Origin of the sequence: Marinitoga aeolica (assembly GCF_029910535.1) — a bacterium.
Lineage (GTDB): Bacteria > Thermotogota > Thermotogae > Petrotogales > Petrotogaceae > Marinitoga > Marinitoga aeolica.
Genome location: NZ_CP069362.1, coordinates 764,337 through 790,050, shown reverse-complemented (window position 1 = coordinate 790,050; position 25,714 = coordinate 764,337). Strand labels below are relative to the sequence as shown.

Below are 25,714 nucleotides of genomic sequence, written 5' to 3'. Positions count from 1 at the left end.
GAATATGCCATGGGTAAAAGAAAGTGAATGTGTAAAATGTAAGATATGTGTAAATGTATGTCCTGTTGAAGGAGCAATAACACTTAAAAATGATGGTTATCCATATATAAATAATGATATATGTACAAGATGTGGGTTATGTATGGAAAAATGTCCGAAAGATGCAATAAGACCTAATTCGGAAAATCCAGCAATGCGTGGTATGGGTAGAGGAAGAGGACTTGGACATGGTATGGGCAGAGGAATGGGTAAAGGTTTAGGAAGAAATAGGGGATATTAAAAACAAAAAAGGGGTGATTTTTCTTGAAATTTGGAAAATTTGAAACGAAAAATCATATTTTTATGGCACCTGTGAAAACGGCTTTAGCTACACCAAAAACAGGATTTATCACTGAAGAACAAATTAAGTATTATGAAAGAAAAGCGAAAGGTGGAGTCGGCACAATTATTTTAGAGCCCATTTCTGTTTTACCTTCTGGAAAAGAGCATCCAAAACAAACTATGTTAAACACTGATGAACATATTGAAGGGCTAAAAAAATTAGCAGATGCATTACATCAATACGATACAAAGTTAGTAGTACATCTAAATCACGCTGGAAGAGCAGCTAATCCTAAAGCATCAGGTGAAATATTAGCCCCATCACCAATTAAATGTCCATCAACAGGTCAAACTCCAAAAGAATTAACCAATTATCAAATTGAACAACTAATTTATGCATTTAAAGAAAATGCATTGAGAGCACAAAAAGCTGGAGTAGATGGAGTTGAAATTCAATTTGGCCATGGATATATCGTTCATCAATTTTATTCTAAAAAATTAAATCAAAGAATAGATGAATATGGAAAAGATAAATTCAAATTTGCCAGAGAGCTTTTAACTGCTGTGACAGAAAATCTTGAAATTCCATTATTTATTAGAGTTTCAGGTAGTGAATTTGTAGAAAATGGTATTACTAATGAAGATTTATCAAAAATATTTGCATTAGCTGAAGAATTTGGAGTTTCAGCAATTCATGTTGGATGGGGCAATGCATGTGATTCTGCTCCTTGGTATTATAATCATATGTCATTACCATTAGAAGTTATGGATAACAAATTAAAAGAAATAAGGGAATTAACAACATTGCCGATTATAGCAGCCGGTAGAATGCATAAAGATGAAAGATATAAATATTTAGTTGAAGGAAAAATTGTGGATGGTGTAGTTTTTGGAAGACAATTAATTATAGATCCTGATTTTCCAAATAAAATACTATCCAATTCAGATGATTATCTAAGATGTGGAAGTTGTTTGCAAGGATGTCTTGGTAATGTAAAAGCTGGAAAACCAATAGGTTGTATTGCAAATCCGGAGGTTCATAAAGAATTTGTTGTAGAAAAATCAGAAAAGAAAAAAGTTGCCATTATTGGTGGCGGACCTGCAGGGTTATTTGCAGGATTATATTTAAAGAAAAAAGGTTATGATGTAACTATATTTGAAAAGAACAATTATTTAGGTGGTCAATGGGTATTAGCTTATAAATCACCAGGTAAATTATCTATGAAGGATACATTAGATGATTTAATAAGAAAGGCAGAAAAGGAATTAGAAATAAGAATGAATACAGAAGTAACAAAAGATACATTTGAAAATGAAAAATTTGATTCAATAATAGTTGCTACTGGAGCATATCCATTTGTTCCTCCTATAAAAGGATTGGAAAGTTATATTACAGGTTTTGGTTTCTTTGACGGTGAAGAAGTCAAAGGGGAGAGGGTATTAATTATTGGCGGTGGCTTAATAGGATTGGAAGTTGCTGAAGCATTGGTAAAAGAAAATAAAAAAGTTACAGTAATTGAAGCATTAGACGAGGTAGGAAGAGGAATGGAAATAGTGGCAAGTAAATTGTTCCAAAAAAATTATGCCCCCAAAATTAGTATTTATACAAACACATTAGTAAAAGAAGTAAAAGGAAAAGAAGTATTTGTTAAAGCAAAAGATGGAGAAGAAAGTTCTTTAGGAGAATTCGATGATATTGTTATAACAGCAGGTACAAAATCAGAAAATAAATTATATGAAGAATTATCTAAAGAATTTGACAATGTTTATTTAGTTGGAGATGCTATGAAAGTAGGTCAAATTATAGATGCTACTCAAGAAGCATTAGAACTGGCAGAAAAAATATAATAAATATACCCCAGTAGAAAATCTACTGGGGTATTTATAATTATTAGTATAATTAATTACATTTGTGCTAAAGCTTGCTCTGCAGCTACTGCAAGAGGATATACAGTTGGTGCGGCAGTTAATAATGGATGTGTTCCAATTTGCATTGTAAGTAAATCTTTTATATTAACTTCTTTTTGAATAGCAAGACTGATAATATTTATTATTTCTCCAACACTCTTTCCTCCAACAATTTGAGCACCTAATAATAAACCGCATTCTTTCGAGAAAATTAATTTCATGGTAATTTTTGAAGCATCAGCAAATTTTCCTGGGTGCCTATCAACTACTTCTGCTTTACCAACTACAATATCGAATCCTTCTGCTTTAGCGACTGCTTCGGTTATACCAGCAGCAGCAAATGCTTTTCCTCCAATCATTGTTGAATAAGCATTTAATGAGCCTTTATTTGTTCTGAGTAATTTTAGTTTGTATAAATTAGAAGCTGCGATTCTTGCATCAAAAACAGCTGCAGATGCGAGCATTAATCTAGAAGGTTTTCCTGTAAAATAATCTTTATGTTGTACACAATCGCCGGCAGCAAATACATCTTGTGCTGATGTTCTCATATAATCATCTGTTTCTATGTATCCCCATTCTGTAACTTTTATTCCCATTTTTTTAGCTAATTCTGTATTTGGCTTATAACCAGTTGCCATAATTACTATATCAGCTGGCAATTCTTCACCATTTTCTAAAATAACCTTTTCAACTTTTCCATTTCCTGCAATTTCTTTAACTTTTGTACTTACTAATACCTTTACATTATCACTTTCAATTTCTTCTTTTGCTATTTCCCCAAAATCTGCATCAAATGAAGCGGGTAATAAGTAGTCTCTTGCTTCTATCAATGTTACATTTTTTCCAGATTTTTTTATTTCATCGGCGACTTCAACTCCTATAAACCCACCGCCAATAATAACTATATTTTCCGCATCTTTAAGTTTTTCTTGAACATTTCCTAAATATTTATAATTTTTAGGAATAGTCATAACATTTTCTAAATCGTGACCAGGAATTGGTATAACAAATGGTGTTGAGCCTGTTGCTATAACTAATTTTTCATATTCAAATTCTTTTCCACTTTTTGTTACTATTTTCTTTTCTTGAACATTCCCATCAACTACTTCATCGATTAATAAGTCAATATTATTTGCTTTAAATTTCTCCTCTATTCCCATATAGTCTTTTTCAACAGCACCTAATGTGTGAAATATATATGGAATTCCACAAGGAACTAATTCTTTTTCTAATTTTTTTACAACTAATATTTTTTTATCTTTATAGATTTTCCTTGAAGTCATTGCTGCAATTAATCCTGCGGCACTTCCTCCGATAACAATAATATCATATTTCATAATAACACCTCCAATATAGTTATATTATTCACATTACTATGTGCAAAAAATCCCTTGTTTATATTATATCACAAAAAAGCATATATATTTTTAAAACAGATATATAAATTCAGTTAAAATAATATTAATAAAATTAGAACATTAGAAATTTCTAATGTTCTAATTTTATTTTGCTTAAAAATATGATACTACTAATTAGCATAATACTTACGAAAGACAAAACTATTGTAAAACCAATATTTTTAATAACAGCACCAATTATTAGAGGTAAAATAGCTGTAACTATATTGAGAGCTCCAGAAATTCCTACATATAAAGCTCTATTTTCATGATTGCTAATTTCAATTAATACACCTTCAAAACACATTTGTCTAGCACTAAGAGTAAAACCTGTAATAAGAAATATCAAAGCATAAATAATAGGATTAGTATGACTAAGATACAATGCTACAAAAGGTAGTAAACTTCCAAGAATAGTGCAATAAAACAAAACTCTTTTATAACCTTTACTATGAAGTATTTTTCCCCAGAAAAAACTTGCTAATACTATACCAACCATTTGTAATAGTAAGAAATTTCCTACCATATTAGAAGCATTAGGGAATGATTTTTTTGCTAATAAAATGTAAAACGGAATGATAATAAGCCCAAACCCCGTTAAATTACTGAAAATTACATAGTTTAAAAGGTTTCTGTCATGAGTTAATATTTTTGGTATGCTTTTGATTATTTCTGAAAAAGAAGGAAAACTCTTTGTTGTTTCTATCTCTTTTTCTTTAATAGCCCAAAACCCAAGTGAAGCTATGAATAAGGAAAAAGATGCAATTAAGAACATAGTTGAATAGTTTTTTGGGTATTTTAAAGTATTTAATATATATTTGGCTAAGAATGCACTTAATAAAGCGAAAGAACTCCTTGAAATCTGTCTTGTGCTCATAAATTTTCTTTGGATATCTTTAGGAATAGATTTGCCTAATAGATCGGTATAACTTACTCCTGCAAAAACTCCGCTAAATGAAAATATAGATATTATTATTATAATTGAGGTTAATAATATTGTATTTGGCATAGGTGAAATTAAAATAAGACCAATTGCCAACAATGAAAAAATTCTTAAGTATATTCCAGCTAATAGATATGTTTTTTTTCTTTTTTTAGATACAAGGAAACTGGCAAACAATAATTGTGCTAACAATGGAACTCCGACTGTAATTGCAGTGACAATTCCGAGAATAATTTCTCCTCCTCCAGCTTTTAAGATTAAAGAAGGGATTACAGTATTTAACTCTATAAAAGAACTTGCGATGGCTAAAAATACAGCGTGCCATATGAAAGCGTAAAAATTTCTTTTTATATTTTCCATATTTACCTCCTTGTTTATTCGTTAAGCGAATATTTTATTATATTTATTATAACATAAATGAATTAATGAATTAATTTTTTTAGAAAAAATTTTATCGACAATCTAAATAAAATAAAAACCTTATTTTGTTTTTATATGATATAATTAAAACGGAGGTGGGATAATGTGGTTATTAATTTCTGATACGCATGATAATATGCATAAAATGAAGGAAATTGAAAAAATTATTGAAAGAGAAAATATTACAGCGATATTTCATTGTGGGGATTTTGTGGCGCCATTTGTATTACCATATATTCTAAAAGAGGGAATAGATTTTTATGGTGTGTTTGGCAATAATGATGGTGAAAAATTATTGTTAAGTGAAAGATCAAGTAAAAAGATATTGCCGGGCCCCAGAGAATTAAAAATTAATGGATATAGAATTTTAATGATGCATGAACCTTATAGTTTAAATGCTGCTGAAAAAAGTGGATTATATGACTTTGTCTTTTTTGGTCATACTCATGAAATAGTAAGCAGAAAGAATGAAAATGGAACTATTATTGTAAATCCTGGCGAAGGTTCTGGTTGGCTTACTGGAAGGGCTACTGTAGCTTTAATAGATCCGGTAGATAAAGAAGTAAATATAATGAAAATATAAATAAAAAGCTCCCTTAACTTGGGAGCTTAAATTTCTATGGAGCGGAAAACGGGATTCGAACCCGCGACCCCCTGCTTGGCAAGCAGGTGCTCTACCACTGAGCTATTTCCGCATACATAATAATTGGTGCGCGAGGTGGGACTTGAACCCACACGGGTAAATCCCACTGGATTCTAAGTCCAGCGCGTCTGCCAATTCCGCCACTCGCGCGATGGCAGAGATATAAAAAACTGGTGACCCGCCTGGGACTCGAACCCAGGGCCCCTTGATTAAAAGTCAAGTGCTCTACCGCCTGAGCTAGCGGGTCACGCTCAATCCGTGTATTATTATATATTATTTTTTTTCATTTGTCAAGTTAAGAAAAGACTTTTTTATTTAAGAGAATAAAAACTTTCTTTTTCGATATATTTAATCTAAACAAAATAGGTAAAAATAGTAATTTATTATTAGTTGTTTTGGTTTGTTATAAGCAATAAAAGATAATTAAACCATGAAATATAGCTTTAATTACCGAAATTTTCAATTTTAAAATGGATATATCTTGGTATAATTAATGAGAGTGAATTTGAAATTGGGAGGTGTATAAAATGAAAAAAATACTATTTTTTCTTTTTTTCTTTGTTTTTACTATATATTTTGCCGATAATATCCAATGGGAAGATCAGGTAATTTATTTTTTAATGATTGATAGATTTTCAAATGGAGATTATAGTAATGATGTTATGACAGATAATGGGATTGAATCTGGCCCAGTAAACTCAAAATACAATGGTGGTGATTTAAAGGGAATTATTTCTAAGTTAGATTATATAAAAGATTTAGGAGTAACTGCTATATGGATAACTCCGCCAGTAGCAAATCAATGGTGGGACGGTTACGTGAATTATGGAGGATATCATGGATATTGGGCAAGAGATTTTAAAAAAATAGATGAACATTTTGGAGATATTGAATTATATAAAAAATTAGTTGAAGAAGCACATAAAAGAGGAATTTATGTAATTCAAGATATAGTAGCGAATCATATGGGAAATTTCTTTATATATAAGGATGGGAAATATTTTTTAAATGAAAAAAGTATTCCAACCAATAAACCTACGCAATATCCATTTAATATGAATGATTACAATGATCCTGAACAAAGGAAGCTTAATATATATCATTACCCATCTGATATAAAAGATCCGAATAAACAAAATATGGAATTTGCTAATTTAGACGATTTAAATACAGAAAATCCTATAGTTATAAATGCATTAAAAGAATCGTATAATTTCTGGATTAAAGAAGTTGGAATAGATGGATTTAGAATAGATACAGCAATCTATGTCCCTCATGAATTCTGGAAAAAATTTTTAAATGATAAAGATGGAATTTATTCAACTGCTAAAAAATATGGAAAAGAGAATTTTATAGTTTTTGGTGAAGCATGGATTACACCAAAACCTTTTGATAATATTGGTGAAAAAACTTTAAAAGAATATTTCGATGATGGCTATAATTCTATGCTTGATTTTCCTCTTTTGACAGATATAAAGCGTGTTTTTAAAGAAGGGAAACCAACATCTTATATAGCATTTAGATTAAAAGAAAGACAAAAATTTTATGATTCTAAAAGATTAGTGACTTTTGTTGATAATCATGATATGGATAGATTTTTAAAAGGTGCAACAAAGAATGATTTAAAACAAGCTTTAACTTTAATTTTTACTATTCCAGGGATTCCAACCATTTATTATGGTACAGAACAAGGTTTTGTAGAAACAAGAGCAACAATGTTTAAAGGAGGATTTGGATCAAATGGAGTAGATCATTTTAATGAAAACAATGATTTATATAAATTTATTCAGGAATTAATAAAATTAAGAAAAGAAAATAAAGCTTTTAGGTATGGTAGTATAGAAGTTGTTTTTGATGATGAATTGGGACCAGGAGTATTAGCCTATACAGTAAGTTATAAGAATGAAAAATACCTTATTATGATAAATACAAATGCAAAAAGAAAATATGCAACAGGGATAGATCTTAAAATAGAAAAAGGTAAAGTACTTAAAAATATTTTTGCTTTAAATATGCTAGGAAAAGATATTACTTATGACGGTGTTTTAAATGTTCTTATGAACGGAAAGGCTGTAGCTATTTATAAATTTACGGATAATATGAAACCTCTCAAGTCAAAAAAGGTCTTTGTAAATATATCAAATTTAAAAGATGAAGAAAAATTTAAAACAGATTTTTTAATAAAAGGTGTAGCTTCTAATGCAAAAAGTATAAAATTAATAATAGATGGTGAAGAAAAACCGTATGCTTCTATTAAATTAAATATGAAAGAAACTGAAAATTGGGAGATTCCAGTAAAAATAGCATCATTTACTCCTGGGAAGCATAAAGTTTTTGTAAAAGCATATGGAAAAACTCCAATTTTTAATAATTACTCAAAAACATATGAGATTATTATTGATATTCCATCTAAAGAACTTGCTTATGTTGAAGATGTTTTAGGTGATGATAAAGGGCCATTTGGTACATATAGGTATCCTTTGGATACAACATTTAAAAATCAAGAAGATATAAAAGCAGTAAGGGTGCAACAGATTGGAACTCAATTAAAAATAGATTTAATAATGAAAGAGATAACTGATAGCTGGTCACCTGCAAATGGTTTTGACCATGTAACTTTTCAGATATTTTTTGATAATCCAAACAAGGAAGGGATTACAGTATTACCTAATCAAAATGCAAAAATGCCAGAAGGTTTGGATTGGGATTATGAATTATATTTAACAGGATGGGTAGTTTCTGCACACAGTAGTGAAGGTGCTGACGAAAATACAATGGGAAAACCTATAACTCCAGTTCCAACTATAAAAGTTAATAAACAATTAGCAACAGTGAGTTTTACTATTCCGTTGTCTGTTTTTGAAACGGATAATTTAACAGGATGGAGTATTTATGTGACTACCTATGATTATGATGGAATTGAATCGGTATTGAGACCATTAAGTCCTGAAGGAGGGCAATGGGCTTTTGGTGGAGGTAAACCAACTGATCCTAAAATCATGGATGACATATTAATTTCTATAAAATAGAGGGAGTGTTTTTGCACTCCCTTTTATTTATTAAATAGTAGTATTAATCCTGTTCCGAATAAAGCTAAATCACTAAAAAATCCAAGAACATTAAATTTTTCCTCATTTTTAATTATTTCATGGTTTGAATAAGATTTTTGAAATATTTTTTGATGATTTTTATTTAAAATTTCCATTGTTAGCACATAACTTATGGTATATTTTTTTAAAAATGAAATTCCAGAATTATTTGTAATAATATTTTGGGTTATGTTATGTACATAAATGTTAATAGTATAATCGTTTATATCTGAATTTTTCGACAAAATAATCAAATTTTTCTTCTTAATTAAATTTTCTTCTATAAGATTTTTTAAAAGAATAAGGTCAATGTATTTGTTTTTACTGGAAATAGAAATAGGATTTGCAAGAAAATAAAAATCTATCCCAAGTGGAATCATTAATGAGGAATAAAGAATATCTGAATTTAAGTTTTTTATAATATCAAAAGCAGAAAAAGTAAAAAATAAAAAAGCAGTAGGAGAGTATTTTAATAATGGAATACTTTTCTCAGCTATTAATGATGTTGTTAAACCAGAATATTCATTTTTATAATCCCTGTAATACCTTAATGGCGAAGCTTCAGTAATAATATTTATAACAATATTTCCTTTAACTGTGTTTAATATGTCATTTGATAAAATTTGAGATATTTCAGAATATTCTTCATAGGTAAGTTGATTTAGTAATTCTTCTGAAAAAGATAATGTACTTAATAAAATTACTATGATAATAATAATTTTTCTCATAAACTCCCTCCTTTTAATTGTCTAAGTATTTCTCAATTAATTTTACCATAAAATTTATTATTAATATTATTGTAATATTTTAGGTTTATAATATGACCAAGAGGTCATATGACCGATGAGTCGTAAAGGAGGTGGTGGTTTTGCCAAAACAAACTTTTTTCAATTTACCGGAAAAAAAGCGAGAAAGAATAATTAATGCTGCATTGGAAGAGTTTAGTGAAAACCTTTTTTCAAAAGCCAGTATAAATAAAATAGTGGAAAAAGCAAAAATCCCTAAAGGAAGTTTTTACCAGTATTTTAAAAATAAAAAAGATTTATATAAATATATCTTAGATCAAATATTTCAATTAAAAATAAAATATATCTCAGATTCTTTGAAAAATAGAAATTCAAGTGATTTTTTTGAATCGTTTGAAGCAATGATCGAAGCTGGTTTTAAATTAACTTTAGATTATCCATTATATGCAAAAATTGGGCAAAATTTTATGTTAGAAGATAGAAAGTTTGTTTCTGAAATTACAGAAGAATACTCTTCACAAGGAGAAAATTTCGTTTTTTCATTATTAAAAAAAGCACAAGATAATGGTGAAATATATGAACATATTGATTTAAAAATGGTCTCTTTTTTAATTTCTAAAATATCTATTTTCATTTTAGATTATATAAAGCAAAATAATGAAAGTATGGATTATGAAAATATAAAAAAAATTCTTAATGATTTTATGTTCATCATTAAAAATGGAATAAGGAGGGGTAAAAATGATAAAGATTAATAATTTAAAAAAGTATTATGGAAAACATAGGGGGATTGAAAATGTTTCATTTGAAATCAAAGAAGGAGAAATATTAGGATTAATTGGACCAAATGGTGCTGGAAAAACAACAACTATCAGAATATTAACAGGCTTTTTAAAACCTGATAACGGAGAAGCTTTAATAGATGGTAAAAAAATGCCATATGATGTGGATTTAGTTAAAGAAAATATTGGTTATATTCCTGGGGAAGTAAATTTCTATGGAGATATGAAAATATCTGAATTTTTAGAGTTTAACAGGTCATTTTATAAAAATATTGATAGAGAATATGAAAAAGAAATTATTGAGTTGTTGGGGATAGAAGTAAATAAAAAATTTAAAGCTTTGTCTCTTGGAAACAAGAAAAAAGTTGCTATTTTACAAGCATTGGTTCATAAGCCGAAATATTTAATTTTAGATGAACCAACTAATGGACTAGATCCATTAGTTCAGCAAAAATTCTATGATTTAATTAAAAGACATAAAGAAATGGGAGCAGTGATATTATTTTCATCTCATATACTATCAGAAGTAGAAAAGTTATGTGATGCTTTTGCAATGATTAAAGATGGCTCTGTTGTAAAATCAGGAACTATAGAAGGGTTAAAAGATATATCTAAGAAAATAATAAATGTGTATGGATTGAGCTTTATTGAAGACTTGAAAAAATACAAAAATTCGAAAAATAAAAATACAACATATACATTTGAGATTAAAAGTGCGGAGTTAAAAATTTTTCTGAAAGATTTAGTAAAAACAGAATTTTCTGATATAGAAATCAAAAACCCTGCTTTAGAAGATATTTTCTTAGAGCTATATAAATAGGGGGTGCTGATATGAATTTAATAAAAAAAGAATTTAAGTTTAATTTTAAAAATCTTTTTATCTGGATTATTGTAATTACTTTATTTAATTTAATGTTTATAAGTTTATCTGATATAATAAGCGAAGAAAATTCAGCCTTTATGAATTTATTAAAAAGAATGCCAAAAACTTTTCTTGATGCTTTTAATATGGATCCAGAGACATTATTAAGACCTGAAGGAATGTTGGGTACAGAAGGTATGACATTTATGTTCATATTTTTTGGATTATATGCATCTATGTTAGCTAGTAAATTATTTGCAGGTGAATATGATAATAAGACAATTGAATATCTATTAATAAAACCATATTCCAGAAATAAAATATTTTTACATAAATTTTCTGTTATTTTAATCAATGCAATAATTTTATTTTTAGTTTTTTTAGGAACTGAATTCTGGTTTTTTAATCAATTTGTGAATAGAGAATTTAGTAACAACATTTTATTTGCTTTAGCTATCTATCTTTTTGTAATTGCAATCTTTTTTGCTGCAATTGCAACCTTAATTTCAACATTAATTCAAACGAGAAAATTGACCAATTCTATATCATTAGGATTATTATTTTTTATGTATTTCGGATATACTGTTACTGAAGGAGTTAAAAATACCGAACTTTTAAGAAAACTTAGTGTTTTTTATTATATCCCAATTAGAGAAACTTTAAAAAGTGAGAATATTTATTTATTAAACTCGTTCATTATCATTTTAATTTCTTTAATGATATTCTATGCTTCTCAAAAACTATTTGAGAAACAAGATATAAGCGTATAGGGGGGTGCTGATATGTTATTAAAAAAAGAATTAAAATTTAATTATAAACCATTTTTAATATGGACTATTGTATTGTTATTTTTTTCTGGTATGATTGCTCCTTTTGTGGATGTGATTATGGAAGATGCTGCATCTTTACAAGATTTTATTAAATCAATGCCAAAATTCATGTTAAAACTTTTCAATATTAATGAGAATTTTATTACTCCTGAAGGCTTTTTTAGTGCAAAAGTTATGATAATGGCTGAAATTTTTGCGGCAATTTTTGCTGTGACTTTGGCTGCTAATATTTTTGTTGGAGAATTTGAATCAAAAACTATAGAATATATTTTAACAAAACCATATTCAAGAAATAAAATATTCATGAAAAAAGCTTATACGCTCTTTATATATTACACATTATTTGCTTTAATATTTTGTATATCTGTATTATGGCTATTTAGTATATATGTTCATTATGATTATAATTCGTCTATATTAGCCGGTTTTGCATTATATTTGTATGTTATAGAAATTCTTTTTGGAGCTTTAACGATATTGTTTTCTGTTATTTTCCAAAATTCTTTTACAACAATATCGACTACAATGGGTATTTTTTTAATAATGTTTGTTGCCGATATGTTAGGAAATGTTGATGAAAAGTATGAATGGATAAGAAATTTAACATTGTTTAAATACATTCCTTTAGGTAATACTGTTAAATACTCTAAAGTTTATATAGGAAATTCTATACTTTTTATTATGTTAGGAGTCATAATAACAATTATTGCAGGAAAAATTTTTGAAAAAGAGGATATATTAATTTAGGTGCTATTGTAGCCCATTTGCATATTAAAGGTGTATAATATAATTAAGGAGGCGATAATATGAAAAAAATCATCATTATATCATTACTTATTATTAGTGTGTTTGGATTCGCAATAAAATCTGATATTGTTCCTCAACATGAACAAGGTTTCTTTGTTAATTTTGAGAATATAGGTTATTCACTCTCTTCTATAGAAATTTCAACTGCCCCATTATTAGATATTTTAGGAGTATATAATATTGGATTTAGATATTATTTAGAAAAAAATATAGTGTTAGATTTAAATGGGGGAATTATAGATCCGTTTGTTTTGCCATCATATTTTGGAGAGCCCAGACCAACTGATGGATATTTATATATTTATTATTTTAATGGGTATAATCATAATAATTTTAATTTTGGGAATTTTTCACTAAAAACACACATTCAACCATCTCTATATGGAATATCTATGCAAATTAATGATGTAAACAATAAACCATTTAATTTAGGATTAAATGCTATAACAATCAAAGGTTTTTCTCAATTGGGATATTATTTAGCAGATAATTTGGAGTTATTCGGAGGTGTTGAAGGAGGATATCTACTTTCAGTAAATGTAAATCCAGATCCTAATGACCCAGATTTTAATCAGGTTATAAGAAAAGCTAAAGACGAGTCACTTTATTCTATTGGACGTGGCGGCATAAGATTTTATTCAGGAGATGTATTTGGTGTTGAATTAGGTTATAGGATAACTTTAGTTGATGGATTTTTGAAATTTTTACAAGGATACAATGCTACAGATTATATATATAATTCATTTAGTTTAACATCTATATATACTGCTATATTAAACGAAGAAGATCCATTTAAAGACATTAATATCCCATTTATAACAACAGATTATTATTTGTCTTTTACAGTTAAGTTCTAATGAAATATTTGTTTTTTACAAATAAAAACAAATAATAGATACTGCTGTATCTTATTAATAAAAAAACAGGCGATGATTTCGCCTGTTTTTTATTAAAATAACTCGTTAATCTAATGACCTCATTGCTTCATTTGGGGATAGTTTGGAAGCGGCTTTTGACGGAAGATAAATAAATATTACAGAAATCAAATAAAACGTGAGAGACATTAAAGATAAGCTTCCATATGGAATTTTAAAAACAGCACCACTATCAGCAAATAATCTTGTAAAAATCAAATAACTTGTAAAAGTTCCAGATGATACTCCAATAATTATTCCTAATATAATAATTATTGTCGCTTCTATAAAGAAAGATAAAAATACCATATTTTTTGTAAAACCTATAGCTTTTAGCATTCCAACAACTCTTCTTCTTTCATTTACCGATTTCATCATTGTTATTGCAATACCTATTATTCCTACCATCAATCCAAAGTATAAAAATGAATTGAATATACTCACCATCCCTTGAGAGGCTTTTAATCCTAAATTGAGTAAATCATCTACAAATATATAAAATTGATTTTTACTTTTTAAGTATTTTTCTATATTTTGTTTAAATTTTGAATTCATAGAAAAGAAAAAACCATGTATAGCATCTTTTTTATATTTTTCTATATTATTATTATTTATACTCATAACTGGACCCATTGCTAAAGATTCACTTATTTTTGAAGTAATAGCCACTATTTTAAATGTAATTGTACCAGTTATTGTCTCATTTTGATTAGGGCCAAATGATTGTTTAGGGATATAGGCAGTATACGTTTTACCCAATTCAAAATTATAACCATATTTTGGATCTGTTAAACGCTCAGGAATAATAGCATATTCTGGATTGTTATATACTTTTAACCAAACCTCTTTATTAGATAAATTCTTAAATTCTTTTATAGTTTCTTTTATTTTTAATTTGTTTTGTGTGAAAAATTCTTTTGATCCAAACACTAAAGCATAGTCTTCTTTTTCTTCATTTTTTGCTTTTAAAAAATAAAATTCTCCAACACTATTAATTCCATTAACATTTTTAAATTCTTCTTCATCTATTTTAACAGGAAATAAATTAGTTGGCATTTCAACAACTACTCCATCGAAGCCAGCAAATAATGTATCTCTTGAGCTTTTTAATTGTTCTTGCTGTATATATGGAAGTATTGTTAAAATAACAATAATAAATATGACCATTCCGTATAGTGTAATAATAGCCCCTGTTCTTTTTCTGTTTCTCATAGGATAAGAAAATGCTATTTTTAATATAGGAACGAACTTTCCCTTAAGTCTTATAATATTTAATAGGAATATTTCAATATATTTTAGGTTAAAAGTAGTTATCATAATTGCAGAAATCAATATTAAAAAGCTTTTTACGCCTAAAATTATTAAACTATCTATCTTTAAAAATAATGCAATAATAAAAACTATAATAGCAAAGCTGTTTTCGATTGCATACTTATATTTTTCAAATTTAGTTTTCTTTTTTTCTTCTTCTAAATCTTTTATGGCATTTACTATATTTAATTTACCTATTGAGTGTGAATACCAAAATGTTATTGTTAATGGCAATAATATTCCTACAGCTATACCTATAATAATAGAATTTGGAGAAATATAATATGAGTCAATTAATGGTATTTCACCTATTATATTTTCAAATGATGATAGTGATTTAAATAAAGTTGTAACTTTTGAAAAAGTAAATCTTGAAATCAATAAACCTGTGAATATTCCAAAAGGAATTGAAAAAATAGTATAAAAAATGCTTTCGTAAAAAATGATATTTCTAATATCTTTCTTTTTAAACCCTATTGCTCTTAACACTCCTAATTCTTTTTTCCTTTCTGCTACTAGCATAGAGTACATATTAATAATCAATACGCCACCTGAAATTATAGCAAATAAACTTAAAGCTAAGAAGATATATGAAACTCCACCTCTATCTACTGCTTTAATTTGATTATTTTTTACAGGGATAAATTCTCCTTCAATGTTATATTTAGTATATAAATCTTTTATTGTATTAGTTAACTTATTACCTGCAATAAAATCACCTTTATTAGAAATTAAAATTTGATAATATTTATTGTTTGGGATTTTAGTCATATTTTGACCAGCTTTTAATGTAATGAATACTGTACCAATTCCATTATTAGCGTCTAATCCTCTATAATTTAAAACACCTTTAGAATTTATTATTTTTATGACTTTAAATCTCTTTGGAAATAATATATTTATTGGAGAAGCTCCTGTTATTATTTCTATATAATCTCCTTCAGATATTTTTAATCTGTCTGCTAATCTTTTTGTTATAATTGCTTCATTATTTTTCAATTTAAAAAATTCTGATGGAATATTTATTTTTTCTTCTCCAAAAGATTTTGTTAATTCATAATTCATACCAACTATACTTGCCTGAGCTAATTCGGAAATTTTTAACCCCTGAATATTGCCTTTCTTGGTTACAGGGTATAATTTAAAAAATATAGGTATAACCCCATCTATTAAATCTTTTTCTTTTAATTCTTTTATGAATGGCTCAATTTTATTATAATCTAAACTCACTTTTGAATTTATTACCTCATCTATTTCTCCAAAAAACATATCAACACTTTTGTAAATATAATTTTTAAAGGAGTCATTCATACCAAGAGAACCTATAATAAAAGCGGTTCCAACCATAGATCCAAGGATCATCAAAAAAGATTCTCTTTTTATTCTAAAAATATTTCTAAATGCAATTTTTAAAACATGTTTATGAAAAGAAGCTTTGATAAAAAAATAAAATATTGATAATATTGAAATAATTAAAATAATCCACATAAACATATTATCACCCCAAATTTTCGTATTCTGTTAAAAAGCCACTATCCATCCTTAAAATTCTTTGGGTGTATTCAGTTATTCGTGGATCATGTGTAACAATTACGAATGTTTGATTATTTTTTTCATTTAATTCTCTGATTAAATTCATTACACTCATACCAGTTTTTGTATCAAGAGCACCTGTTGGTTCATCTGCCCAGATAATTTTTGGTTTTGTTACAAGGGCCCTGGCAATAGATACTCTTTGAGCCTCTCCACCGCTGAGCATATTTGGAAAACTCTTCATTCTATCTTTTAATCCAACTTCTATCAACATTTCCTCTGCTAATTCTCTGGCTTTTTTTTCATCATAACCTAATATAAGCAGAGGTAATTCTACATTTTCAACAGCATTTAAAACAGGAATTAGATTGAAAAATTGAAATATAAAACCCATATTTTTTGCTCTAAAATTAGTTAAATCATCATCTTTTAATGTTGTTATATCAATATCATTTATTATAACTTTTCCTTCAGTAGGTTTGTCTATTCCAGATAAGCAATTTAAAAGAGTTGACTTTCCAGAACCCGATGGACCCAAAATTGAAACCATTTCTCCATTTTTTATTTCTAGATTTATTCCTTTTAATGCATGAACTTCTATTTCTTCATTTTTATAAATCTTTTTTAAATTTATTGTTTTTATCATAATAACACCTCCAAAATTGAGGGATTTTATTATCATTTTAATTATACACCTAAACATTTGCTTCGCAAAGATAAATACAAAATTTATCAAAATTATGCTTCACAAAGATAAATACATTTAATAAAAAATTCAATATTTTTTATTTTATACTTTGTCTAAAAACAAAAAAGGAAGGCAAAAAGCCTTCCCTTATATATTATAATTATAATTTTAGTTCATCTAATCCTTTTTCAATGATTTCTTTAGTATCTCTTGCAATCATCAATTCTTCATTTGTAGGAACAACCATTGCAGTTACCTTTGAATCAGGAGTTGATATTATTTTTTCTTCTCCTCTAACTTTATTAGCTTCTTTATCTACAGAAATTCCTAAGTACCCAAGATAATTTTCAATAATTTCTTCTCTCATTATAGGTGAATTTTCTCCAACACCTGCTGTAAATACTATTGCATCAACACCATTCATAGCAGCTGCATATGCTCCAATATATTTTGCAATTCTATATTCGTATATATCAAAAGCTAATCTACATACAGGATCTCCTTCAATAGCATTATCTTCAATATCTCTCATATCACTGCTAAATCCTTTAGTTAATCCTAACACACCACTTTTTTTATTTAAAATATTAACTACTTCTTTTGCGGATAAACCTTCTTCTTTTTCTAAAAATTCAACTATAGCTGGATCAATATCTCCACTTCTTGTTCCCATTACTAACCCTTCTAATGGAGTGAAACCCATAGATGTATCAACTGAAACACCGTTTTTTACTGCAGCAATAGAAGCGCCGTTACCTACATGTACAGTAATTATTTTTAATTGATCATAAGGTTTACCTAAAATTTCAGCAGCTCTTTTTGATACATATCTGTGACTTGTTCCATGGAAACCATATCTTCTAATTTTATATTTTTCATAATATTCATATGGAATAGCATATAAATAAGCTTTTGGAGGCATTTTTTGATGAAAGGCTGTATCAAAGACACCAACTTGAGGAACACCCGGTAACAATTTCATTGCAGATTTGATTCCCATAATATTTGCAGGATTATGCAAAGGAGCTAAGAAAGATAATGTTTCAATAGTTTTTAAAACTTCATCAGTTATTTTAACTGAAGAAGCGAATCTTTCACCACCATGAACAACTCTATGCCCTACGGCTTCTATTTCACTTAAATTTTTTAATACTCCATATTTTTCATCTGTTAATAAATCCAACACGAGTTTTAAACCTATTTCATGATCCGGAATTTCATGATCTAAAATATGTTTTTCTCCGTTTACTCTATGAACAATTCTTGAACCGTTAATTCCGATTCTTTCTACTAAACCTTTTGATAATACTTTTTCAGATGTCATGTCTAATAATTGATACTTAATAGAAGAGCTACCAGAGTTAATAACAAGTACTTTCATTTTTATTCCTCCTTTTGGAATTTTTGTCACTTTCATTATATCAAATAAATTTTTAAATTACAAAACAAGTTATTTTTGTTTATATTAATTCAAAATCAATAATTTGATATTTTCTTCAATTTTTATGAAATTTTAAGTTAAAAAAATCACTGATGATAAGAAAAAATTTTCGTGAAAAATTTTTCATATTATATAATCCAGAGAGATTTTTATGCTTAATCTAAAATAAATACTAATATATGCCCAGAAGTTACCGATACCAAGGTTGTTTTATTTGGTAAAAAATTTTAAAATTAAAATGAAGCTATTTTATTTGAGGAGGGTGCTGATATGAGCTTATTCGAAAATGCATTGAGACAATTTGACAAAGCATGTAAAGTAATGGATTTAGACCCAAATTTACAGGCTGTATTATCAAAGCCAAAAAGAGAATTAACAGTTAATTTTCCAGTAAAAATGGATGATGGATCAATTAGAGTATTTACAGGACACAGAGTTCAACATAATATTGCTAGAGGACCTGCTAAGGGTGGAATCAGATACCATCCAAATGTTACACTTGATGAAGTTAGAGCATTAGCTTTCTGGATGACATGGAAATCTGCAGTTGCTGATATCCCATATGGTGGAGGTAAAGGTGGAGTTACTGTAGATCCTAAAGAATTATCAGATGGAGAATTAGAAAGATTATCAAGAAGATTTTTCTCTGAAATTCAAGTTATTATAGGTGAAGACAGAGATATTCCTGCACCAGATGTAAATACAAATCCACAAATAATGGCATGGTACATGGATACATATTCAATGAATGTTGGACACTCAGTTCTCGGTATAGTAACTGGAAAACCATTAGATATTGGAGGTTCTAAAGGAAGAACTGAAGCAACAGGTAGAGGAGTTAGAGTTTGTGTTGAAGAAGCAACAAACTATTTAAGAGATAAAGGAAAGATTAATAAACCAAATAATCAGTTAACAGTTGCTATTCACGGTTTTGGTAATGTTGGTTCTTATGCTGCATTATTAACAGCAGAAGAATTAGGAATGAAAGTTGTAGCATTTAGTGATAGTTCAACAGGTGTTTATAAGGAAGATGGATTTACACCAGATGAAATTAGAGATATTATGGATTACATTTCAGCAAGAAAGGCAAGATTAATTGATTACAAAGATGGTAACTTCAAACACATTACAAATGATGAATTATTAACTTTAGATGTTGATATCTTAATTCCTGCAGCTATTGAAAATGTTATTACAGAAAAAAATGCAAAAGATGTAAGGGCTAAATTAATCGTTGAAGGAGCTAACGGGCCTATTACTCCTGAAGCAGACGAAATTTTAAATGAAAAAGGCATTTTGATAGTTCCAGATTTCCTTGCAAATTCAGGTGGAGTTACTGTATCATACTTTGAATGGGTACAAGGATTACAATATTACTTCTGGGAATTAGAAGATGTTAGAAACGCATTACACAGAAAAATGAAAGATGCATTCTGGTCAACAATTAGAACAATGGAAAAATATAACACAGATATGAGATCAGCTGCTTATATAATCGCTATCGAAAGAGTTGCTACAGCTACAAAATTAAGAGGAATTTATCCATGATCATAACTTTTAATTAATAAGGGTAGGGCATAAGTCCTACCCTTTATTTTATGTTATAATAATTATAGAAATTTTATATGATAGGTGATAATGTGAATATAGAATTTATTAAAAAAAATTTTTTTAATAAAACCTCTCGTCTTGTTTCTGATTATAAAGAGTTTTCTGTTGTTGTTCCATTAGTAAAAATAAATAATGATATACATATTTTATTTGAAATAAGATCTCAAAATTTAAGTCAACCAGGAGAAGTTAGTTTTCCTGGTGGAGCAATTGAAGATGGTGAAAATCATTACTTAGCAGGATTGAGAGAATTAAATGAGGAAGTTGGCATTGAATATAAAGTTGTGGAAAAGATTGCAGAATTAGATTATTTTCCTACCCCATTTAATTTTGTGATTTATCCTTTTTTAATATATATTAATGACTTTGATTTTAAAAAAGTTAGTATAAATAAGGACGAAGTTGAAAGTATTTTCACTGTTCCTTTATCATTTTTCATAAATAATGAACCTTTAAAATATAAAGTAAATGTAAAGATGGAAATACCTGAAAATTATCCATATCATTTAATTCCTAATGGGAAAAATTATAATTGGAGAAAAGGATATTACAAAACTTATTTTTATATATATGAAAATAAAATTATTTGGGGATTAACCGCAAGAATTATATATGATTTTATAAAACAAATCCGCCTTTGAGGCGGATTTGTCGTTTAAATTCCAGCTGCAAAATTAATTTTAAATGAGAAATTGTTAAATTTAAAGACATCTCCAAAATCTATGGAATTACTTTCAGCTGAAACATTTATATCCACAATATGTAAATTCAAACCAAAACCTGTATTTAATGACCAATAATCAATTTTATTACTTAAATCCAACCAGAATGGAATAAATAATAGATTTCCGTCAAAATTTACACCCCAGGATAATCCCTTTCCAAAGAAATATTGAATATGAGGTGTGGGATTAAATAATATATTAAACGTTTTAAAGAAAGTAATATTCATTGGCAAATCTACTGATGCTTCAGGATATGTTCTACTTATTAATTCATCAGATTTCTCTATAACAGGTGTTCCATTGTCTGTAGTAACATTCATATTATCAACTACTATAGATCCCGTTGCAGTTAATGTGTAATCATATTTAACATCAGCTTGTTTTAGTACTATATCATTTAATGATAATCCCCATTTGCCATTTTTATTTATATAACCTAAATTAACTTTTATTCCAGCGCTATCTTTTAAAGTATTTAATATATCTTCTTCTATTGGAACACCGTAATACTCGTCAGATATTAATGATTCTAAAGATTTTAAAGAACTATACATATGACCTTTTATTTCATAACCTATATTCATTTTTGCATTTTCCATATCGTTTGTATTTTTAAAACTTATTGTACTTCTTAATAAACTTATAGGATAAAAATTTGTAAAAGCTAATCCAAAAATTGAGTTTTTTCCTTGTAATGAAATATAGCTACTACTCTCAAAGATAATGTTAGAATTTATTACTCCTTCACCTTCTAAATTTTCTATTAGACCATTATTTATATTACCATATGATATTAATTTGATTAAATCATTAGGCAACTCTATTTTAGTATTCGTTTTTATTTCGGCTGTTTGTGCAAAAGTTGCAAACCATATATGTAATTTACCATATGCCATAATATCTGCATTTAAGAGCATTTTTAAGTTATTACCATCTAAATTATCATATATTTTATTGAAATCTATTTCTACACTTTCTTTAAATAGATCACCAAAATTCATAAATGGTTGAATAAAAACTAAATTAACATCCCCGCCTATATCAATAAAATTTCTTGTTCCGTAATCCATTAAAGCTGGATTAAATGAATAATTCCATGGTTTATTAACATTAGGATTTGCAAATGAAATAATGGATAAAAGAATTAACATAGATATAATTATTTTTTTCATAATTATTCACCTCTCCCTAAAAGATCTACATTCACATCTGTTACTACTTCAACCCATGCATTTATACTTATTTGACCATTTGTTCTAAACGATTGATTTGTATTTGCAGGAATATATGCATCAAAATCAAGATAATATGGATTATTATTCATTATTTTGTCTATATCAGATTTATCAAATATTATATTTACATCATGTTTTCCATCTTGAAGGATTATATCTCTTTCATATAATGTTGGATTAGATGAATTTCTTCCTGTAATTTTTAATCCTGGTTTTAAACCGCTTGTGTTATTATAATTCAGATGTAAAATCAATTTACCCTCTTCACCTATAACTAAATCAATAGGTAAATCTGTTTCATTTGAACCAGGTTCCCTGCCTAATATATCCGCTTCACCTTTAATGTTCATAATATTTAGATTTTCATTTTTTGTAAGATCAAAGCTGAGAGGTATGGTCAAATCAATTTTAAAGTCAAATATAAAATTACTTAAGTCGTTTAATGATGCTGTTATATTATTTGATTTCATTGACATATATACATCTTTACCTTTTAAAATTTCTTTCAAAAATTCTGATATATCTTTTTCAATATGTTCATTGTCAAGAAGTATTTCTACATTTGTGGATTTTTCTGTATTATTCATAGTGTATGTTGCATATAATGTTATTTTATTATTTGAGTTAACTAATCCTGAAGGTATTGTTCCGACTATTTTAGCAATAAAACCATTAATTTCTATATCATTTAATGTTAATGTAGTATCATCTGAAATAGGTATTTCAAAATTTAACGGGTCGCTTTGAGGTATAATCTCCTGACTAAATGGTTTTATTGATGCATCTAATTCATAATCAAGAGAAATTGTTGCTGCCAACGTGTATTCACTACCTAATGAAAGATAATTATTAGGATCTGATATATCTATTTTTAGAATGTTATTCGTATCATCATAATTTGCTGGAGATGCCTCAAAATCAAAGTGCATTGGAGTATCTAAGTCAATTGTTTTATTTGCTAAGGCGACTTCATGATAATTTTCTCCACTCATTGGGAAAGATTCATTGATAGTTAATTCTGGAACACTTAAATTAACATTTACTACGACAGGTAATTCATTATTCCATTCAATTCTTATATTAGATGTCCCTGTAAAAGTAACAGAATTTAAAAAGTCTTTTGCTTCTGGTGGAAATTCGACTACTTGAGAATTTGTTACCTTTAAATCGCTATCTGGAGATATTTCTGCATATTTTATCTTTGGATTAACTAAGTTTATATTTGCATTTAAAGAACTTCCTAAACTTATTCCATTTGTAGATTTTAATCCTATTTTATCTATGGTTACTTCTGCAGAAGGAAAACCTAATTGAAGATTTGTTAAATCTATAACAGCGCTACCTTCTGGAGAAACTGCAAATGATGTATCTGTAGATTCATAGGTTAATGTGCCATCAAAACTTGTGAATTGAACATTGTCAACATTAACTTCTATACTTCCAGAACCAAAAATAACTTTTTTTATAGTATTTGGAATATTTATTGATTGACTTAAATTTGTAGTTATAGTAGCCTCTGATATTTTTAAATCATTTAAAGAAGATGAAACAGATAATTGATTTCCAAAACTCAATGGATTAGATGAAAAATCTATCAGCATTTCACTGATATTTAATGTTGCATCTTTTGTTCCTGATAATAATTTATTAGCCAAATTTACAGTTAAAGTTCCATTATCTGTAGTTAATGATATATCTTCGTATCCTGTTTCTAAATTACCTGCAACACTTGAAATACTTCCATTACTTAAACCTGAAGTTAAACTACCTGACATAAATTTAACTTCTTCTATCTCATCAGGAATGTCTATTTTTTGTTTAGTTGTAAGACTTAATTTAACCTCTTTTATACTTGGCTCGTCTAAAACTACATTTGCACTTAACTCAGAATTACTTAAACCATTATTTCCAAAATCTAATGATATATTTTTTACCATAATTGTTGCATCTTTTGTATTTTCACCTGTTAATTTAATACCATCCATATCTAAAACTGCTTTATTATTCTCAACTGCAAATTCTTTTGTTTTATCTTCTGTTCCATCAAAATATGTGAAATTAGCAACTATAGAACTAACATTAGTATCTGTAATATCAATTGAAATCTTTCCACCACTTAAAATTACATGTTTTATGTTATCAGGTAGATTCATATTTTGTGTATTATTTATACCCACACCATCTATTTTCATAATTTTTATATCTGGTGTAACTGTTATTGTTGGGGATTTTGTAAAATCTATATTTGCTTTAGACCCATCATTATTTGTAAATGTTGAGTCTATTGTAAATTCAAAACTTCCATTTGGTGGTAATTCTTTTCCATTAAAAGTTAAATCTTTAGAAGAATTAAAAGTATCATTAACGAGAACAATATTTTCACTTCCAAAATTATATGTGACTGTAGCTTCAAATTCTGTTTTTACATTTGTCCATTCTGATGGTAATTGTATATTTACGTTAAAAGTTCCATCAATTGTAACTGTCGAAAACTCCGTACTTCCCATATTTGGATCTATAGTTTCAGTTATACTTTTTGATGTATTAAATGTAATCCCTTCAGCTGCTTTAATTTTTGTTCCATTTGAGAATTGCAAATTGTTAGCCTGTAATGAATAAGTCCCTATCCTTGTTGAGGATGTATTTGTTATAGTGGCTCTCAAAGTTATAGTAGCCCCATCAGAAATGCTTTTATTTGTTAGATCAAAAGTTAAAGTCCCAGTTGAATTAGGATTAAGAGTTAAAACATTACTTACTAAATTGCCATTATTAGCATTTTCAATAATTCCATCCACTTTTACTGTAGCTGTATCATCATTATTTACAACATCTAAAGTTAAAGAACCTGTTGAAAATGTGAGAGTTGAAAATGAATCATTAGCGTTTAATGTCGTAGAAGTTATTGAACCATCACCAGTATCTCCAGCAACAGGTATAGAAAGATCAACTGCTGGTAAATCTACTCCAGCTGAAGCAACATCTAATTCCCCTATTGTAATATTAGGAGAAACAGGAGCAGGATCAATCTGAGGGACATTTACTGTAATATTTTGCGGATTAAAATCAAATGAAGGAACATCTACTGTAATTGCTGGAATATCATTAATATTTGGAACGTCTACTGTAACAGGATCAATATTTCCTATATCTGGGACAGAAATATTTTGACTTACCGAAGTACTAAAAGCATCAATTTTTTCAAATGATTGACTTAAATCCAAATTTAATCCTGTTGCATATTTAATTGTTTGAATACCATTTACACTTTCAACTTTTGCATCAGGTAATGCACTTTTTATACTATCTTCAATATTAACAAAATTATTTAAAGCTACTGTTGTAGCTGCAACTGGAACCCCTATCTTTGGTTTTGTTTTTACTTTTATACTTTTTACACACGATGACAATGATAATAATAATAAAATAGCAATACCAATAATAATCGCTTTTTTCATAAGATCACCCCTTAGTTAATTTATATATAATTAATTTCATATTAATAATGTAA

The 25,714-nt window shown here is 27.8% G+C and carries 19 protein-coding genes and 3 tRNA genes; 11 read left to right on the top strand and 11 right to left on the bottom strand.

What is annotated here, in order from left to right; genetic code table 11:
- The first annotated feature begins 4 nt into the window (after positions 1-4).
- The gene (locus tag JRV97_RS03700; protein ID WP_281000288.1) at positions 5-280 is read left to right on the top strand and encodes a 4Fe-4S binding protein; all 276 of its coding nucleotides are present in this window, start codon (positions 5-7) and stop codon (positions 278-280) included.
- Between the two features lie 23 nt (positions 281-303).
- A complete protein-coding gene (locus JRV97_RS03695) occupies positions 304-2,169 on the top strand; it encodes an NAD(P)/FAD-dependent oxidoreductase (protein ID WP_281000287.1) in 1,866 nt (621 codons plus the stop codon).
- 56 nt (positions 2,170-2,225) lie between these two features.
- On the opposite strand, the gene JRV97_RS03690 is transcribed toward JRV97_RS03695, so the two are convergent.
- Together JRV97_RS03690 and JRV97_RS03685 are read right to left on the bottom strand one after the other, a co-directional pair.
- Positions 2,226-3,566, bottom strand: a complete 1,341-nt coding sequence (locus JRV97_RS03690) for an FAD-dependent oxidoreductase (protein ID WP_281000285.1) — start codon at positions 3,564-3,566, stop codon at positions 2,226-2,228.
- A gap of 151 nt (positions 3,567-3,717) precedes the next feature.
- Positions 3,718-4,929, bottom strand: coding sequence for an MFS transporter (locus tag JRV97_RS03685; protein ID WP_281000283.1), 1,212 nt, complete (start codon positions 4,927-4,929; stop codon positions 3,718-3,720).
- 163 nt (positions 4,930-5,092) lie between these two features.
- On the opposite strand from JRV97_RS03685, the gene JRV97_RS03680 reads away from it, so the two are divergent.
- The gene (locus JRV97_RS03680) at positions 5,093-5,572 is read left to right on the top strand and encodes a metallophosphoesterase (protein ID WP_281000281.1); all 480 of its coding nucleotides are present in this window, start codon (positions 5,093-5,095) and stop codon (positions 5,570-5,572) included.
- Positions 5,573-5,609: 37 nt separating this feature from the next.
- On the opposite strand, the gene JRV97_RS03675 is transcribed toward JRV97_RS03680, so the two are convergent.
- The 3 genes from JRV97_RS03675 to JRV97_RS03665 all read right to left on the bottom strand — a co-directional run bounded on the left by JRV97_RS03675 (position 5,610) and on the right by JRV97_RS03665 (position 5,879).
- Positions 5,610-5,684, bottom strand: a tRNA-Gly gene (locus tag JRV97_RS03675).
- A gap of 12 nt (positions 5,685-5,696) precedes the next feature.
- A tRNA-Leu gene (locus JRV97_RS03670) sits at positions 5,697-5,782 on the bottom strand.
- A gap of 21 nt (positions 5,783-5,803) precedes the next feature.
- Positions 5,804-5,879, bottom strand: a tRNA-Lys gene (locus tag JRV97_RS03665).
- A gap of 280 nt (positions 5,880-6,159) precedes the next feature.
- Here JRV97_RS03665 and JRV97_RS03660 point away from each other — a divergent pair.
- Complete coding sequence (locus tag JRV97_RS03660; protein ID WP_281000279.1) at positions 6,160-8,661, top strand: alpha-amylase family glycosyl hydrolase; 2,502 nt, start codon at positions 6,160-6,162, stop codon at positions 8,659-8,661.
- A gap of 23 nt (positions 8,662-8,684) precedes the next feature.
- On the opposite strand, the gene JRV97_RS03655 is transcribed toward JRV97_RS03660, so the two are convergent.
- Positions 8,685-9,449, bottom strand: a complete 765-nt coding sequence (locus tag JRV97_RS03655; RefSeq protein ID WP_281000277.1) for a hypothetical protein — start codon at positions 9,447-9,449, stop codon at positions 8,685-8,687.
- Between the two features lie 140 nt (positions 9,450-9,589).
- Between JRV97_RS03655 and JRV97_RS03650 the strand changes: the two genes are divergently transcribed.
- From JRV97_RS03650 to JRV97_RS03630, 5 genes are read left to right on the top strand one after another with little or no spacing between them, the layout of a single operon-like run.
- Positions 9,590-10,222, top strand: coding sequence for a TetR/AcrR family transcriptional regulator (locus tag JRV97_RS03650; RefSeq protein WP_281000275.1), 633 nt, complete (start codon positions 9,590-9,592; stop codon positions 10,220-10,222).
- Entirely contained in the window at positions 10,209-11,069 is an 861-nt protein-coding gene (locus tag JRV97_RS03645) for an ABC transporter ATP-binding protein (protein WP_281000273.1), read from the top strand. Before JRV97_RS03650 ends, JRV97_RS03645 begins: the two co-directional genes overlap by 14 nt.
- A gap of 11 nt (positions 11,070-11,080) precedes the next feature.
- Entirely contained in the window at positions 11,081-11,881 is an 801-nt protein-coding gene (locus JRV97_RS03640) for an ABC transporter permease subunit (protein ID WP_281000271.1), read from the top strand.
- 12 nt (positions 11,882-11,893) lie between these two features.
- Positions 11,894-12,688, top strand: coding sequence for an ABC transporter permease (locus tag JRV97_RS03635; protein WP_281000269.1), 795 nt, complete (start codon positions 11,894-11,896; stop codon positions 12,686-12,688).
- A 59-nt stretch (positions 12,689-12,747) separates the two neighbouring features.
- Positions 12,748-13,605 (top strand): hypothetical protein, encoded by an 858-nt coding sequence (locus JRV97_RS03630; protein WP_281000267.1) that lies wholly within the window; start codon positions 12,748-12,750, stop codon positions 13,603-13,605.
- Between the two features lie 105 nt (positions 13,606-13,710).
- Here JRV97_RS03630 and JRV97_RS03625 read toward each other — a convergent pair whose 3' ends face one another.
- From JRV97_RS03625 to ackA, 3 genes are all read right to left on the bottom strand, one after another.
- Positions 13,711-16,467, bottom strand: coding sequence for an ABC transporter permease (locus JRV97_RS03625; RefSeq protein ID WP_281000265.1), 2,757 nt, complete (start codon positions 16,465-16,467; stop codon positions 13,711-13,713).
- A 4-nt stretch (positions 16,468-16,471) separates the two neighbouring features.
- Positions 16,472-17,152, bottom strand: a complete 681-nt coding sequence (locus tag JRV97_RS03620) for an ABC transporter ATP-binding protein (RefSeq protein WP_281000263.1) — start codon at positions 17,150-17,152, stop codon at positions 16,472-16,474.
- Between the two features lie 202 nt (positions 17,153-17,354).
- Positions 17,355-18,575 carry an acetate kinase gene (gene ackA / locus JRV97_RS03615; protein WP_281000261.1) on the bottom strand — a complete coding sequence of 407 codons (1,221 nt, stop codon included), beginning with the start codon at positions 18,573-18,575 and terminating at the stop codon, positions 17,355-17,357.
- A 330-nt stretch (positions 18,576-18,905) separates the two neighbouring features.
- Here ackA and JRV97_RS03610 point away from each other — a divergent pair, with 330 nt between their 5' ends.
- Positions 18,906-20,183 carry a Glu/Leu/Phe/Val family dehydrogenase gene (locus tag JRV97_RS03610; RefSeq protein ID WP_281000259.1) on the top strand — a complete coding sequence of 426 codons (1,278 nt, stop codon included), beginning with the start codon at positions 18,906-18,908 and terminating at the stop codon, positions 20,181-20,183.
- Between the two features lie 92 nt (positions 20,184-20,275).
- Complete coding sequence (locus JRV97_RS03605) at positions 20,276-20,887, top strand: NUDIX hydrolase (protein ID WP_281000257.1); 612 nt, start codon at positions 20,276-20,278, stop codon at positions 20,885-20,887.
- A gap of 14 nt (positions 20,888-20,901) precedes the next feature.
- Here JRV97_RS03605 and JRV97_RS03600 read toward each other — a convergent pair whose 3' ends face one another.
- Positions 20,902-22,143 (bottom strand): hypothetical protein, encoded by a 1,242-nt coding sequence (locus JRV97_RS03600; RefSeq protein WP_281000255.1) that lies wholly within the window; start codon positions 22,141-22,143, stop codon positions 20,902-20,904.
- A gap of 2 nt (positions 22,144-22,145) precedes the next feature.
- Positions 22,146-25,661, bottom strand: a complete 3,516-nt coding sequence (locus JRV97_RS03595; protein ID WP_281000253.1) for an autotransporter outer membrane beta-barrel domain-containing protein — start codon at positions 25,659-25,661, stop codon at positions 22,146-22,148.
- Positions 25,662-25,714: the final 53 nt, after the last annotated feature.